This window comes from Hydrogenophaga sp. GW456-12-10-14-TSB4, assembly GCF_059424305.1.
Genome location: NZ_JBWKZH010000055.1, coordinates 1 through 15,150, shown reverse-complemented (window position 1 = coordinate 15,150; position 15,150 = coordinate 1). Strand labels below are relative to the sequence as shown.

Annotated in this window: 13 protein-coding genes and 2 tRNA genes; 11 read left to right on the top strand and 4 right to left on the bottom strand. The window is 68.2% G+C overall.

The features are described from left to right. The first annotated feature begins 30 nt into the window (after positions 1–30). Genes AC07ZS_RS22360 through AC07ZS_RS22345 form a run of 4 tightly spaced genes read left to right on the top strand, consistent with a single transcriptional unit; the run spans position 31 to position 4,681 of the window. On the top strand, positions 31–1,071 hold the full coding sequence (locus AC07ZS_RS22360) for a dienelactone hydrolase family protein (protein WP_494800732.1): 1,041 nt from the start codon (positions 31–33) through the stop codon (positions 1,069–1,071). A gap of 48 nt (positions 1,072–1,119) precedes the next feature. Beyond that, entirely contained in the window at positions 1,120–3,159 is a 2,040-nt protein-coding gene (uvrC, locus tag AC07ZS_RS22355; RefSeq protein ID WP_494800731.1) for an excinuclease ABC subunit UvrC, read from the top strand. A gap of 48 nt (positions 3,160–3,207) precedes the next feature. Continuing rightward, positions 3,208–3,777 carry a CDP-diacylglycerol--glycerol-3-phosphate 3-phosphatidyltransferase gene (gene pgsA, locus AC07ZS_RS22350; RefSeq protein ID WP_494800730.1) on the top strand — a complete coding sequence of 190 codons (570 nt, stop codon included), beginning with the start codon at positions 3,208–3,210 and terminating at the stop codon, positions 3,775–3,777. Positions 3,778–3,787: 10 nt separating this feature from the next. Further along, entirely contained in the window at positions 3,788–4,681 is an 894-nt protein-coding gene (locus AC07ZS_RS22345; protein WP_494800729.1) for a DMT family transporter, read from the top strand. Here the strand turns inward: AC07ZS_RS22345 and AC07ZS_RS22340 are convergent. Then, positions 4,635–5,609 carry a LysR family transcriptional regulator gene (locus AC07ZS_RS22340; RefSeq protein WP_494800728.1) on the bottom strand — a complete coding sequence of 325 codons (975 nt, stop codon included), beginning with the start codon at positions 5,607–5,609 and terminating at the stop codon, positions 4,635–4,637. The two genes, AC07ZS_RS22345 and AC07ZS_RS22340, sit on opposite strands and share 47 nt — an antisense overlap. A 65-nt stretch (positions 5,610–5,674) precedes the next feature. Between AC07ZS_RS22340 and AC07ZS_RS22335 the strand changes: the two genes are divergently transcribed. The 7 genes from AC07ZS_RS22335 to AC07ZS_RS22305 all read left to right on the top strand — a co-directional run bounded on the left by AC07ZS_RS22335 (position 5,675) and on the right by AC07ZS_RS22305 (position 10,897). Beyond that, positions 5,675–6,574, top strand: coding sequence for an alpha/beta fold hydrolase (locus AC07ZS_RS22335; RefSeq protein WP_494800727.1), 900 nt, complete (start codon positions 5,675–5,677; stop codon positions 6,572–6,574). Next, positions 6,571–7,662, top strand: a complete 1,092-nt coding sequence (locus AC07ZS_RS22330) for a tartrate dehydrogenase (RefSeq protein ID WP_494800726.1) — start codon at positions 6,571–6,573, stop codon at positions 7,660–7,662. Before AC07ZS_RS22335 ends, AC07ZS_RS22330 begins: the two co-directional genes overlap by 4 nt. 275 nt (positions 7,663–7,937) lie before the next feature. After that, positions 7,938–8,210: an HU family DNA-binding protein gene (locus tag AC07ZS_RS22325; RefSeq protein ID WP_066158910.1), complete on the top strand. Its 273-nt coding sequence runs from the start codon at positions 7,938–7,940 to the stop codon at positions 8,208–8,210. A 22-nt stretch (positions 8,211–8,232) separates the two neighbouring features. Then, a tRNA-Val gene (locus tag AC07ZS_RS22320) sits at positions 8,233–8,308 on the top strand. Between the two features lie 74 nt (positions 8,309–8,382). Next, positions 8,383–10,302, top strand: coding sequence for a SurA N-terminal domain-containing protein (locus AC07ZS_RS22315; RefSeq protein WP_494800725.1), 1,920 nt, complete (start codon positions 8,383–8,385; stop codon positions 10,300–10,302). A gap of 36 nt (positions 10,303–10,338) precedes the next feature. Then, positions 10,339–10,414: transfer RNA gene (locus AC07ZS_RS22310), tRNA-His, on the top strand. Between the two features lie 180 nt (positions 10,415–10,594). After that, entirely contained in the window at positions 10,595–10,897 is a 303-nt protein-coding gene (locus AC07ZS_RS22305) for a hypothetical protein (RefSeq protein ID WP_494800724.1), read from the top strand. A 143-nt stretch (positions 10,898–11,040) separates the two neighbouring features. Here AC07ZS_RS22305 and AC07ZS_RS22300 read toward each other — a convergent pair whose 3' ends face one another. The 3 genes from AC07ZS_RS22300 to AC07ZS_RS22290 all read right to left on the bottom strand — a co-directional run. Then, entirely contained in the window at positions 11,041–12,024 is a 984-nt protein-coding gene (locus AC07ZS_RS22300) for a Bug family tripartite tricarboxylate transporter substrate binding protein (RefSeq protein ID WP_494800723.1), read from the bottom strand. A gap of 37 nt (positions 12,025–12,061) precedes the next feature. Continuing rightward, entirely contained in the window at positions 12,062–14,050 is a 1,989-nt protein-coding gene (locus tag AC07ZS_RS22295; protein WP_494800722.1) for an oxidoreductase, read from the bottom strand. A gap of 122 nt (positions 14,051–14,172) precedes the next feature. Continuing rightward, positions 14,173–15,150 (bottom strand): LysR substrate-binding domain-containing protein (locus AC07ZS_RS22290; RefSeq protein WP_494800721.1); only part of this gene is annotated, 978 nt, incomplete at its 5' end.

Sequence of the window (15,150 nt, the reverse complement as noted above, 5' to 3'; positions counted from 1 at the left end):
GGGCCGCTGGAGGCACCGGAGACCCGCACCATGGCCCTGCGACGTTTCACCCCCTGGCTGGCGGCACTGCCCCTGCTGCTGCTGTCGCCCTTGCTGGCGGCACAGGAGCTCATTGCCGACATGAGTGCCGGCCCGCCCACCGGCCGCTATGCCTTTGCCAGCAGCACCCCGCGCAGCCTGCCCGAGTTGCTGCGCGGCCCGGGGCAGGGCGAGCCGGCCCAGCCAGTGGGCCACTGGTTTCTGCCTGCGGGCACGGAACGCGGGCCCGCCGTGATCCTGATCCACGGCTCGGGCGGCCTCTACGACGCCATGATCGACTTCTGGCCCAGGCAGTTCAACGCGGCGGGCATCGCGGTGCTGGCGGTCGATTCCTTCGGACCCCGGGGCGTGAAGAGCACGGCCGAAGACCAGTCCCAGGTGCCCTTCGCCGCCGACACCGCCGACGCGTTCGCTGCCCTCAAGCTCGTGGCCAGCCACCCTCGGGTGGACCCGGCGCGCATCGCCATCATGGGGTTCTCGCGCGGGGGCATCACCACCTGGCGCACAGCGGTCGAGCGCATCGCGGCGGCCCAGCAGTTGCCCAACGGCCTGCGTTTCGCCGCCCACGTGCCGGTGTACGCCGGCGGCTGCGCGGGCGCCTTCCGTCTGATGGTCAAGCCCGGTGTGTTCACCACCAAGGCGCCCATGCTGTGGGTGCATGGCGATGCCGATGATTACACCCCCATCGGCGCCTGCCGCGACTACGCCGAGCGCATCGGCAAGGCCGGCACGCCGGTGGAGTTCGTCGCCCTCGAAGGCGCGATGCACAAGTTCGACCAGGACGACACGCGCCGCCTGAACGTGCGCGGCGCCCAGCGCACGCTGGAGACCTGCCCGCTGGAGATGGACATCGACACGCTCGCCACCTACGACCGCAACACCGGCCAGCGCGTGAGCGGCGAGGCCCTGCAGACCCTCACGCGGCAGTCGTGCAGCGCCGTCGGCGCCCACGTGCAGGGCGACCGCGCCGCGCGCGACAAGGCCGCGCAGGCCATCCTGGCCTTCTTCCGCAAGGCGCTCGGTTCGCGCTGAGGCCGGCCCACGGGCGGGGCCGGCGGGGACGGGCCACAATACGCGCCCATGTCCGACACGCATTCCGAACAACTGCTCAGCGAGGTGGCTGCCCTGCCGGGCCTGCCCGGCGTGTACCGCTATTTCGACGCCCAGGGCCAGCTGCTCTACGTGGGCAAGGCGCGCAACCTCAAGAAGCGCGTGTCGAGCTATTTCCAGAAGAACCACGACGGCACGCGCATCGGCCACATGGTCAGCAAGATCGTGCGCATGGAGACCACCGTGGTGCGCTCCGAGGCCGAGGCGCTGCTGCTGGAAAACAACCTCATCAAGACGTTGAACCCCAAGTTCAACATCCTGTTCCGCGACGACAAGAGCTACCCCTACCTCAAGATCACCGGCACGCGCGAGGTGTTCAAGCCCTCGGCCCGCCTGCCGTCGCCCTCGCTGGCGTTTCCGCGCATGGCGTATTACCGGGGCGTGGTCGATCGCCGCCACAGCTACTACGGTCCATACCCCAGCGCCTGGGCGGTGAAGGAGTCCATCACGCTGCTGCAGAAGGTGTTCCGCCTGCGCACCTGCGAGGACACGGTGTTCACCAACCGCACGCGGCCCTGCCTGCTGTACCAGATCAAGCGCTGCAGCGGCCCCTGTGTGGACCTGATCGACCACGAGGCCTACGCGCAGGACGTGCGCGACGCCGAGCGTTTCCTGCGCGGCGAGACCCAGGCTGTGCTCGACACGCTGGAGCAGCGCATGCTCGCGCATGCCGAGAAGCTGGAGTTCGAGCAGGCCGCCGAGATCCGCAACCAGATGAGCGCGCTGTCGCGCGTGCTGCACCAGCAGGCCATGGACACCGTCTCCGACAAGGACGTGGACGTGCTCGCGGTGAAGGTGCACGGCGGGCGCGCCTGCGTGAACCTCGCCATGATCCGCGGCGGCCGCCACCTGGGCGACCGGCCTTACTTCCCGGCCCACGTGGACGACGCCACCGCCATCGACAACGCGCTGGCCGAGGAGGGCGGTGAGGCGCCCAGGTCGGCGGACCCCGCCGAACGCGTGGCCGTGCAGGTGCTGGAGGCCTTCATTGCGCAGCACTACCTGGGCGTGGCCATGCCGCACACGCTGGTGACCAGCCACCCGGTGGGCAAACCGCTGCTGGACGCGCTGACCGAGCAGATCGGCGCCAAGGTGAACGCGGTGCACCACCCGCGCGAGCACCGCCGCATCTGGCTGGAGATGGCGCAGAAGAACGCCGACATCGCGCTGGCCCGCCTGCTGGCCGAAGAGGGCAGCCAGCAGGCTCGCACCCGCGCGCTGGCCGACGCCTTGAACCTGCCCGACGATCAGCTCGACACGCTGCGCATCGAGTGCTTCGACATCTCGCACACCGCCGGTGAGTCCACCCAGGCGTCTTGCGTGGTGTTCGAGGGCCACAAGATGCAAAACAGCCAGTACCGCCGCTACAAGATCGACGGCATCACCCCGGGCGACGACTACGCCGCCATGCGCCAGGTGCTGCTGCGCCGATACGGCCGCATCGCCGAGGCCTTGCGGGCGGAAGAGGACGCGCCGCTGGCCCTGCCGGAGGCCGTGGCCGTCGACGCGCCGGAAGAACCGGCGGCCGCCGAGCCCACGGTCGAGTCTGTGGCCGGCCCGCGCATGCCCGACCTGGTGCTGGTCGACGGCGGCAAGGGCCAGGTCAGCATGGCGCGCGAGGTCTTCGAGCAGCTCGGCCTGGACCTCTCGCTCATCGTCGGCGTGGAGAAGGGCGAGGGCCGCAAGGTCGGTCTGGAAGAGCTGGTGTTTGCCGATGGCCGCGAGAAGGTTTACCTCGGCCACGACTCCGCCGCGCTGATGCTGGTGGCCCAGATCCGCGATGAGGCCCACCGCTTCGCCATCACCGGCATGCGCGCGCAACGCGCCAAGGTGCGCACGGGGGGCAGCAAGCTGGAGGACATTCCCGGTGTCGGCCCCAAGAAGCGCGCGCGCCTGCTGCAGCGCTTCGGCGGTGTGCGCGGGGTGGCCTCGGCCAGTGTGGAAGACCTCTGCACGGTGGAAGGCATCTCCGCGGAGCTGGCGGATGCCATCTACCGCGCCCTGCACTGAAGAGCCCGTGCTGCTGCGGTTTCCGGGCCACCAACGCATAATCCGTCCATGTTCTTCAACCTCCCCACCCTGCTCACCTGGGCCCGCATCGTCGCCATCCCGCTGATCGTGGGGGTGTTCTATATGGAGAGCATGAGCCCGGCCCAGCAGAACCTGGTGGCCACGGTGCTGTTCATCGTGTTTGCGCTGACCGACTGGGCCGACGGTTACCTGGCTCGCAAGCTCAACCAGACCTCCGCCTTCGGCGCCTTCCTCGACCCGGTGGCCGACAAGTTCCTGGTCTGTGCCAGCCTGCTGGTGCTGGTGCACCTGGAGCGCGCCGACGTGTTCGTGGCCCTCATCATCATCGGCCGCGAGATCGCCATTTCGTCGCTGCGCGAGTGGATGGCCATCATCGGCGCGACCAAGAGCGTGGCCGTGCACATGATCGGCAAGGTCAAGACCACGGTGCAGATGGTGGCGATTCCCTTCCTGCTGTTCCACGGCACGCTGTTCGGTGTGATCGACACGCAGCTGTGGGGCACCTGGCTGATCTGGATATCGGCCGTGTTGACCATCTGGTCGATGGTGTACTACCTGCAGAAAGCCATCCCCGAGATCCGCGCCAAGTCGCGCTGAAAGCCCCGCGATGCATGCACCGGCGCAAGACAACGCATGGCTGCGCGCCATGCCCTGGGTGTTCGTGCTGATCTGGAGCACCGGCTTCATCGTGGCGCGCTACGGCATGCCGCACGCGCCGCCGATGAAGTTCCTCGCCGTGCGGTATGCGCTGTCCATCGCCTGCTTTCTGCCCTGGATCTTCCTGGCCGGCGTGAAGTGGCCGAGCAGCCGCGCCCAGTGGTTCCACCTCGCGGTCACCGGTGTGCTGATGCACGCGGGCTACCTCGGCGGCGTGTGGGCGGCGGTGAAGGCCGGCATGGGCTCGGGCCTGTCCTCGCTCATCGTCGGCCTGCAGCCGGTGCTCACCGCCATCTGGCTCTCGGGCACGGGCTCCAAGGTGTCCAAGCGCCAGTGGCTGGGCCTGCTGCTGGGCTTCGCCGGCCTGGTGCTGGTGGTCTCGCGCAAGTTCGGCGCGGGTGGCCCCGGTGATCAGGCGAACTGGCTCAACCTCTCTTTCGCCGTGATGGCCCTGATCGCCATCACCGTGGGCACGCTGTACCAGAAGCGCTTCGTGGCCGCCTGCGACGTGCGCACCGCCAACGCGGTGCAGCTGCTCGCGGCGCTGCTGGTGACCCTGCCGCTCACGCTGCTGGAAGCCGAGCTGATGGACTGGAACGGCGAACTCATCGGCGCCATGGCCTGGTCGGTGCTGGGCCTCACGCTGGGCGGCAGCTCGCTGCTCTACCTGCTGATCCAGCGCGGCGCAGCGGCCTCGGTCACCAGCCTGATGTACCTCGTGCCGCCGTGCACCGCCCTGATCGCCTGGCTGCTGTTCGCCGAACCTATCACGGCCGTCACGCTGGCCGGTACCGCGCTCACCGCTTTCGGCGTGGCGCTGGTGGTGCGCTCGCCGTCGCGCTGACGCGTTTTTTCCAGGGCTCCCTGCGGAAGCTCTCCACCAGAAAGTCCACCAGCAGGCGGATGCGCCGCGGCGTCTGCGGCCGGTACGGTGCCAGCCAGTGGATGTCGGCGTCGGGCATGGCATAGCTGGGCAGCACGCGCACCAGCTCGCCGCTGGCGATCTGCGGCGCGATGTCCCACAGGCTGCGCAGCATGAGGCCGTGGCCCGCCAGGCACCAGTCGCGCACCAGCTCGCCCGAGTTGCTCGACAGCGGGCCGCTCACCGGCACGTGCTGCACCTGCGCGTCCGACGCGCGCTGCAGGCGCCAGTGGTCGAAGCGCTGGCCCGGCCCGCCGCCGTTCTCGCGCACCACCAGGCAGGCATGTTGTTCCAGCTCTTGCAGGCTGCGGGGCGCACCGTGGCGCGCGAGGTAGGCGGGCGAGGCCACCAGCACGCGCTGGTTGGCCGCCAGGCGGCGCGACACCCATTCGGCCGCGCGCTCGGTGGGCGCGTTCCACAGCCAGATGGCGCCATCAAAACCTTCCACGGCCAGATCGGGCAACTGCTCGGTGAGCTGCAGCTGCACCTGGATGCCGGCGTGGCGCGCCTGGAACTCGGCCAGCGCCGGCCCGAGCCAGAGCCGGCCGAAGCCGAAGGTGGCCGCGAGCCGGATCGGGCCGGCGGGCTCGGCCTGGCGTTCGCGCAGCTCGGCTTCCACCTCGTCGAAGGCGCGCAGCAGCTGCACCGCGCGCTCGCACAGCGTGTCGCCTTCGGCCGTGGGGCTCACGCGCCGCGTGGTGCGCTGGAACAGCCGCAGGCCCAGGCGGGCTTCGAGCGCGGCCAGCCGCTTGGTGACCACCGAAGGCGTGACGCGCAGCGCGCGCGCGGCCATTGCCAAGCTGCCATGCTGACGGACAGCGAGCACGAGCTCAAGATCAGGGCGGTCCAATTGTTTCCTTGGTGGAATGAATCGATTGCCGGATTATTGCCCCAATGAGGGCTATGCTGGCGCCCATGTTGAACGGATTCTTTCCCCACACCGTGCACCGCGATGGCGTGGCATTGCACACCCGCATTGGCGGGGACGGGCCGCCGCTCCTGCTGTTGCACGGCCACCCGCAGAGCATGGCGATGTGGCACCGCGTGGCGCCCACCCTGGCCCGGCACTTCACGCTGGTGCTGATGGACCTGCGCGGCTATGGCGACTCCGCGCGGCCCGCCGCCGACGCGCAACACCTCGCCCACAGCAAGCGCGAGATGGCGCTCGACGCCCTCGCCGCCATGGCGCACCACGGCTTCGACCGCTTCGACGTGCTGGCGCACGACCGGGGCGCGCGCGTGGCGCACCGACTGGCCGCCGACCACCCCGAGGCCGTGCAGCGCCTGCTGCTGCTGGACATCGCGCCCACCCTGGCCATGTACGAACAGACCGGTGAAGCCTTCGCGCGGGCCTACTGGCACTGGTTCTTCCTGATCCAGCCGCCGCCGCTGCCCGAGGCGCTGATCCGCAGCGACCCGGCGCGCTACGTGCGCAGCGTCATGGGCAGCCGCCACGCGGGCCTGGCACCGTTCGATCCGGCCGCGCTGGCCGAGTACGGGCGCTGCGCCGCGCTGCCCGGCACCGCCGAGTCGGTCTGTGAGGACTACCGCGCCAGCGCCACCATCGACCTCGATCACGACCGCGCCGATGTGGCCGCCGGCCACCGCGTCGAACAGCCGCTGCGCGTGCTGTGGGGCGAGCACGGCACCGTGGCGCGCTGCTTCGACGTGCTGGCGCTGTGGCGCGAGCGCGCGGCGAACGTTTCTGGCCATGCCTTGCCGTGCGGCCACTACATCGCGGAAGAGGCGCCCGAGCGCCTGACCGCCGAAGCCCTGTCCTTTTTTTCATCCCCTTCCGAGGAGCAACAACCATGAGCAAACACCGCATCGCCGTCATCGCCGGGGACGGCATCGGCACCGAAGTCATGCCCGAAGGCATCCGCGTGCTGGAGGCCGCCGCCTCGAAGTTCGGCATCGACCTGCAGTTCGACCATTTCGATTTTTCCAGCTGCGACTATTTCGAGCGCCACGGCAAGATGCTGCCCGACAACTGGAAGGAACAGATCGGCGGCCACGACGCGATCTATTTTGGTGCGGTGGGCTGGCCCGACAAGGTGCCCGACCACGTATCGCTCTGGGGCTCGCTGCTGATGTTCCGCCGCGAGTTCGACCAGTACGTCAACATCCGCCCGGCAAGACTCATGCCCGGCGTCACCGCGCCCGTGGTGCGCCGCGACGGCAGCCCGCGCGCGCCCGGTGAGATCGATATGGTGATCGTGCGCGAGAACACCGAAGGTGAATATTCCAGCATCGGCGGGCGCATGTTCCCCGGCACCGAGCGCGAGATCGTGGTACAGGAAGCGGTGATGTCGCGCATCGGCGTGGACCGCGTGCTGCGCCATGCCTTCGAGGTGGCGCGCTCGCGCCCGAAGAAGCACCTGACCAGCGCCACCAAGTCCAACGGCATCGCCATCACCATGCCGTACTGGGACGAGCGCGTGGTCGAAATGGCCAAGGAATACCCGGACGTGAAGGTCGACAAGTTCCACATCGACATCCTTACCGCTCACTTCGTGCAGCGCCCCGACTTCTTCGACGTGGTGGTCGGCAGCAACCTGTTCGGCGACATCCTCAGCGACCTCGGGCCGGCCTGCACCGGCACCATCGGCATCGCGCCCAGCGCCAACCTCAACCCCACGCGGCAGCACCCCTCGCTGTTCGAGCCGGTGCACGGCTCCGCGCCGGACATCGCGGGACGCGGGATCGCGAATCCGATCGGGCAGATCTGGTGCGGCGCGATGATGCTCGACTTCCTGGGCCACCGTGGTGCACACGACGCGATCATGCAGGCCATCGAGGCCGTGCTGCAGCCCGGAAGCGGTGCGCCACGCACCGCCGACCTGGGCGGCCAGGCCGGCACCAGCGACGTGGGACGGGCCATTGCCGGGGTGCTCGCGGCCTGAGAGCATTGGTCGCACTTGTGACAGATGTTTCCGTGCGACAGGCGTTGGTTGAAAGCGTCTAGAATCTCGCCTCTTGCGCCGCCAGGCACCGGGCCCGAACCCCTCATGTATTGACAGGGGTTGTGCCCAGTGGGTCTAATCACCGAGCGCTTGCCACAGCGTTGGCATCGTCCTGCGGCCTAGAGCGATTGGGGGTTTTTTGCCCGCGGCCCGCGCCGTCTTCGGAAAAAACCTGTCCTTACGGAACATTCATCTCACTTCAAGAGGGGCTATTTGTGAACAAAACAGAACTCGTCGAACACATTGCCAAGCACGCCGACATTTCCAAGGCGGCTGCAACGCGTGCACTGGACTCGACCATCACCGCGATCCGCACCACGCTCAAGAAGGGTGGCACTGTGTCGCTCGTCGGTTTTGGCTCTTTCGCCGTGACCAAGCGCCCCGCTCGCAAGGGTCGCAACCCCCGCACCGGCGCTGAGATTAAAATCAAGGCCGCCAAAGTGCCGAAGTTCCGCCCGGGCAAGGCACTCAAGGATGCGCTGAACTGAAGCGCTCCCCGGATTTCCGGTGGGGTGCTTAGCTCAGTCGGTAGAGCGGCGCCCTTACAAGGCGTAGGTCGGCGGTTCGACCCCGTCAGCACCCACCACCATCGAAAAGGCGAACCAGGGTTCGCCTTTTTTGTTGTCGGAAACGGCAGCACCACGTAGCAGGATTCAAGGCATGTTCGATTCCATCCGCAATCACAAGAAGTACCTCATGGGCTTCCTGATGATCCTGATCATCCCCTCGTTCGTGCTGTTCGGCATCGAAGGCTACACGCGCTTCAACGAGAGCGGCGCACCGGTCGCTGTCGTCGATGGAAAAGACATCACCAAGGCCGAATGGGACCAGGCGCATCAGCAGGAATCGCAGCGCCTGCGCGAAGCCATGCCCTCGATCGATTCGAGCCTGCTCGACAGCGAAGGCGCGCGCTACGCCACGCTGGAGCGCCTGGTGCGCCAGCGCCTGCTGGCCGCAGCGGCCACCAAGCTCAACCTCTACACCAGCGACGCGCGCCTGGCGCGCGACCTGCAGCAGAACGAAGCCATCGCCACGCTGCGCAAGCCCGACGGCTCGCTCGACGTCGAGGCCTACCGCCAGCTCGTCGCCCGCCAGGGCCTGACGCCCGAGATGTTCGAGGCGCGTGTGCGCGCCGACCTCTCGCAGCGCCAGGTCTCGCAAGGCATCCTGGGGTCCGGCTTTGCGCCGACCGCGCTGGCCTCCGTGTCGCTCAACGCCTTCTTCGAGCGCCGTGAAGTGCGCGTGGCGCGCTTCGCCGCCGGCGACTTCGCGTCGCAGGTGCAGCCCACCGACGCCGACATCGAAGCCTTCTACAGCGCGAACCAGGCCTCGTTCCAGGCGCCCGAGCAGGCCGAGATCGAATACCTCGTGCTCGACGCGGCGGCGCTGCAGAACAGCGTGAGCTTCAACCCGTCCGACGTGAAGGCCTATTACGACCAGAACGCCTCGCGCCTGTCGGGCACCGAGGAGCGCCGCGCGCGCCACATCCTGTTGACGGTGCCGGCCGGCGCGCCCGCCGCCGACAAGGACGCCGTGCGCAAGCGCGCCGAAGAGCTGCTGGCGCAGGTGCGCGCCAAGCCCGCGAGCTTTGCCGATGTGGCCAAGGCCGAATCGAAAGACCCGGGCTCCGCCTCCAAGGGCGGCGACCTGGACTACTTTGGCCGCGGCGCCATGGTCAAGCCCTTCGAGGACGCCGTGTTCTCGCTGGCCAAGGGCGCCATCTCGGATGTGGTCGAAACCGATTTCGGTTTCCACATCATCCAGCTCACCGACATCAAGGCGCCGCCGGTGCGCAGCTTCGAGTCCATGCGCCCCGAGATCGAAGCCGAGCTCCGCAAGCAGCTGGCCCAGAAGCAGTACGCCGAAGCCGCCGACACCTTCAGCAACCTCGTCTACGAGCAAGCCGATTCCCTGCAACCCGCGGCCGATCGCCTGAAACTGCAAATCCGCAAGGCCACGGTGCAACGCCACGCCCAGCCCGGCGCCACGGGTGTGCTGACCAACGAACGCCTGCTTGGCGCCCTGTTCGACACCGAGTCGATCGACAAGAAGCGCAACACCGAAGCGATCGACACCGGCTCGGGTCAGCTGGTGTCTGGCCGCGTGGTGAAGCACTCGCCCGCGCACACCCAGCCTCTGGCCGAAGTGCGCGATCAGGTGCGTGCCCGTCTGGTCGCCCAACGCACGGCCGAGCTGGCGCGCGCGGAAGGCGAGAAGCAGTTGCAGGCCTGGAAGTCGGGCGGTGAGGCCAAGGGCCTGGGCAATGCCGTGGTGGTCTCGCGCGAGAACCCGCAAGGCCTGGCGCAGCCGGTGCTGACGGCTGCCCTGAGCGCCGACCCGAAGACCTTGCCCGCCTGGGTGGGCGTGAACCTGCCCGACCAGGGCTACGCCGTCGTGAAGGTCGAGAAGGTGCTGCCGCGCGACCTGCGCGCCGCGCCGGCCCTGGCTCAGGAGGTGCAGCAGTACAACCAGTGGTGGGCCTCGGCCGAGAACGAAGCCTACGTCGATGCGCTCAAGGAACGCTTCAAGGTCCGCATCCTGGTGCCGGAGCCTGTGGCCACTTCGGCGGCCCCTCGCTGAGAGGCCTCCGGTTCGGGCTATAATGCTTAGCTTGCGGTGGCTGTAGCTCAGTTGGTAGAGTCCAGGATTGTGATTCCTGTTGTCGTGGGTTCGAGTCCCATCAGCCACCCCACCCCATGCACAAAGAAAAGCCCCGCTGACGCGGGGCTTTTTCATTTCCGGCGGTGTAAGGGCCACCCGCTTCTTGTGGCGTCTTCTGCATCAGATCGGGATTTGTACCCATGCCCAGAGAGGGGCAGGCATGAAAAGATGGATGGCGGAGACATTCACTCACCCTGTCACAGGAGGGGCGATGATCAAGGTCATGAACAAGGGCCACCGGACCGTTCCGATTCTCTGTTGCGACGTTTGCGGCACCTGGATCGACGACGCCGACGAGGGTGCCGCGGTCTTCTGCAAGAAGCCTGGGGAGGGCGACATCTCCGAGGTGCTGCACGCCCACAAGGGACGCTGCCATGTGGTCGCAGAGGAACGGCTCGGCGGGCAGGTCAAGACCGGCTGGCATGAGCTGCGCCAGCACCTGCAACTGCTCACCTTCAACACGGGCGTGCCGCCCGCCGCGCTTCAAAAGATGGATGACGACCACGGGTTGTAGTGCCGCTCGACCGGCCGCCGGATTGTCCACCGCGACTGTGCCCAATCTTGTGGATAACCGCAGGAACAACCGCCGCAGGGCGCGGCCCTTCTGGCCCTGCGACAGGGTGCCTGTCAAATGAGCATCGAGGTACCCGGGCGCACCTACTTGCTGTCGAACTCGGTCGGGATCTTCAAATCCACGATCACCTTGGCGAAATCCCGGGCGATGTCTTCCAGGTATTTCTTCGCCTCGTCGCTGTTGCGGTGGACCGCCTCCAGGTGGATGTTGTTCATCAGCCGCACGAACTCCGGATCGTCCATGGCCTGCCGGAAGGCGTCGCCGAGTTTCTTCACCACCGCTGGCGGCGTGCCCTTGGGAACCACAATCAGGCTGGCGGACGCGGCGCCGAAGTTGTAGCCCAGCTCACGGATGGTGGGGGCCGCCGGAAAGGCTTTCATGCGCTGTTCGCCGATGGTGGCCAGCAGGCGCAGCGAGCCGTCGTTCACCTCGGGTGCCCACTGGGTCGAGCCCACCGCCGCCGTCACATGCCCGCCCATCACCGCGGTCAGGCCCTGTTTGGCGCCGGGGTAGGGCACGTGGATCCATTCGATGCCGGCCTGCTTCTCGATGTACTGGAAGGCCACGTGCATGGTGCTGCCCACGCCGGTGGTCGTGTAGGTCACCTTGCCCGGGTTCTCGCGGGCGTACTGGATGAACTCGGGCAAGGTCTTCCAGGGTGAACTGGCCTTGACGACCACACCCGTCGCCCCGGAGGCGAACTGCAGGACGGGCACGAAGTCGTCCATCTTGTAGGGCAGCTTGCGCAGCAGGGGCAACCGGTCCAGGGGCGTGTCGATCACGACCCCGAGCTGGTAGCCGTCCGGTTTTTCCTTGGCCAGGCTGCCGAGCGCCACCGCGCCCGCCGCGCCGGGCTTGTTCATGACGACGAAGGGCTGGCCCAGGATCTTCTCGACGCGCGTGGCCAGCACGCGGGCCATGAGGTCCATGTTGTCGCCGGCGCCGTAGCCGACGGTCATCGTGACCGGGCGCGTGGGAAAGTCCTGGGCCACCGCCCCCTGGGGTGCGAGGGACAGGCCCAGGCAGGAGGCCCAGGCCAGCAGCGTTGTCTTGATCGTGTGGTGCATGCAATGTCTCCTGTTGTGGGTTTTCGTGGCGGCGGCGTCAGACCGTGCGCCCGACCTCGAAGCCTTCCCAGATGGCGCGCATGATGTTGCGCGGCTCCTGGCAATCGCCGATGGCGTACAGGGGCGCGGCCAGGCTGCCCATCAGCTGTTGGTGGAGCTGGTCGTCGGCCTTGAGCCCGACCGCCAGGACCACGGTGTCGCAGTCGATGCGCACCAGGCTGCCGTCCTGCTCCTTCACCATTACCGCGTCGTCCAGCACTTCCATCAGCGTGGTGTCGGTGCGGATCGGGATCTGGTGCAGGGCCAGCGAATCGAGCAGCATGTTCTTGTTGGCGCGCGCCACCGGTGCCGCCATGGGGCGGGACTGCATCTCGACCAGCGTCACCTCGCGGCCCTTCTTCGCCAGCCAGAGGGCCGCCTCGCAGCCGTTCTCGCCCGCGCCCACCACGACCACCCGCGCGCCCGTGGGCTTCTTCTCCAGCAGCGCTTCGGTGGTGGTGATCACATGGGGCTTGTGCACACCCGGCAGGCGCGGCACCACGTCCCGCGAGCCGCTGGCCACCACCACCACCTCGGGGCGTTCGCGCTCGACGAGTTCGGCCGTCACCTCGGTGTGCAGGCGCACGTTCACGCCCAGCTTGTCGAGCTGCCGCAGGTACCACTGGTTGAGCCGCTCCACATCTTTCTTGTCGTCGGGCACGCCGGCTTCGAGCAGGTGGCCGCCCAGCGCATCGCCCTTCTCGAACAGGGTGACCGCGTGGCCGCGCGTGGCCGACACGCGCGCGGCTTCCATGCCCGCGATGCCGCCGCCGACCACCAGCACCGTGCGGGCCGTCTCGGCCGGCCGCAGCTCGTAGGCCTTCTCGCGCCCGGCGGCCGGGTTGACCGTGCAGGAGTTGATCTCGCGGCCGTTGTAGGCCTCGGTGCAGGCCTGGTGGCAGCCGATGCAGGGGCGGATGTCGTCGACGCGGCCTTGCAGCACCTTGGTGGGCCAGTACGGGTCGGCCAGCAGGCCGCGCGCGAGCGAGACCATGTCGGCCTTGCCGTCCACCAGGGCCTGCTCCGCCATGTCGGGGATGTCGAGCCGGCCCACGGCGAGCACCGGGATCTCGACCACTTCCTTGACCATCGCCGCCATGTCCAGCAGGCAGCCGTGCTTCTGGTACATGGGCGGGTGGGCCCAGTAGTGGCCGGCGAGCGTGCCCGCGTCCACGGCCAGGGCGTCGAAGCCGGCGTCCTGCAGGCGCCGGGCCATTTCCAGGCCTTCGTCGATGTCGCGGCCCACTTCGACGAAGTTTTCGCCAGGCAGCGCCGCCTGGGTGAACGACTTCATGTAGTGCTTGAGGCCGTAGCGGTAGGTCACGGGGAAGTCGGGTCCCACGCGGCGCTTGATCTCCTGCAGCACCTCGATGGGAAAGCGCATGCGCGCGGCCAGGTCGCCGCCGTACTGGTCGTCGCGCCGGTTCCACAGCGAGGTGGTGAACTGGTCGAGCAGGAAGCCGCCGTGGCCGTGCAGTTCCACGCCGTCCACGCCGGCGCGCGCGAAGATTTCGGCCGCGTTGCCGAAGGCCTTCACGAGCTGTTGCACTTCCTCGGTGGTCAGGGCCCGGCAGGTCACGCTGGTGTCGCCGAAGTTGGGGATGGCCGAGGCGGACACCGGCCCGCCGCGCACTGAACCCGGGCGCGCCTGGTGGCCGAAGCCGGCCGACAACTGGCCGAAGATCTTCGCGCCCAGCGCGTGGGCGGCCTCGGTGAGGTCGGCGAAGGGGCGGATGAATTCGTCGCGGATCGGCCCGCGTTTGCGCGTGGAGTGTTCGATGTTGTCTTCCACCTTGAGCATGCCGGTGAGCAGCAGGCCCACGCCGCCGCGCGCGCGCTCGGTGAAGTAGTCAACGTAGCGCTGCGTGGGCAGGCCGGCGAAGTCGCTCAGGGCCGGGAAGCCCATGGGGGCCATGGCGATCCGGTTCTTCATGCGCACCTTGCCGATGCGCACGGGCTCGAACAGCTTGGGGAACTTTCTCTGCATCACTCGGGGCCTTTCGTTGGGGGGTCGCCGGGATGCTACGCAGGGGCGCCCTGCGCGAAAACTACCGATTTCCTGCACCGGCTATAGCCACAAGTGATGCCCCGCGCCGCGGGGGCGAGGCTTCAGGCCGCCAGCGCCTCGGCGGGCAGGGTGACGCCCTGCCAGTCGCCCGACTCGACCAGCTGCCGCACGACGATGTGCAGCTCGTCGCGCACCGCCGCCGTGCAGGGCGAAAGCTTGGTGGGGGGCAGTGCATAGAGGTAGTTGGGCCGTTTCACCTCCACGTCGGCGATGTGCAGGCAACGCCAGCGGTCGGGCTGGTTGCCCAGCACGTGCAGCGCGGCGCGGGGCTGGATGGTCGCGCCCAGGCCGCGTTCGACGCAGGTCATGAGCAGCGGCAGCGAATCGAGCTCGGCCACCGCGTCCAGCGGCAGGCCGGCGCGCTCGAACTCCAGCTCGATGCGGCGGCGGCGCAGGCCGTGGCGCAGGCTGGGCAGGATCAGCGGCAGCTGCGCGGCCTCGCGCAAGGTCAGCGCCTCGCGCCCCGGCTCGACGAGTTCGCTGTTCGCGGCGAGCACCACGAACATCTCTTCCTCCAGCAGGGGCTCCACGTCCATGTCCGAGGCGGCGTTCGGCCCGAACAGGATGGCCAGGTCCAGCTGGCCGACGCTGGCCATGTACTCCAGGTGGCCGCTCAGTCCCTCGATCACGTTCAGCTGCACGCCCGGGAATTTGTCCTTGAGGTGCTCCAGCAGCGGCAGGCCGACCTGGCACGCGGTGGTGGGCGCCAGGCCGATGGAGACGCGCCCGCTCAACGAGGCGGTTTCCTGGCGCGCCACCGCGACCGCCTGCTCCAGCTGGCGCAGCATGAACTTGGCGTGGTGGTAGAGCGCCACGCCGTTGTTGGTGGGGACCACGCCGCGCGAGGAGCGCACCAGCAGGGCCTTGCCGATCTCTTCTTCCAGGTGGGCCATGTGTTTGCTCAGCGCCGGTTGCGCGATGAACAGCTGGCGCGACGCCTTGGCCAGGCTGCCGCTTTCAACGATCTGCACGAAATACCGCAACTGACGCATGTCCATGGGGGAGGTCTCGGTGGGGGT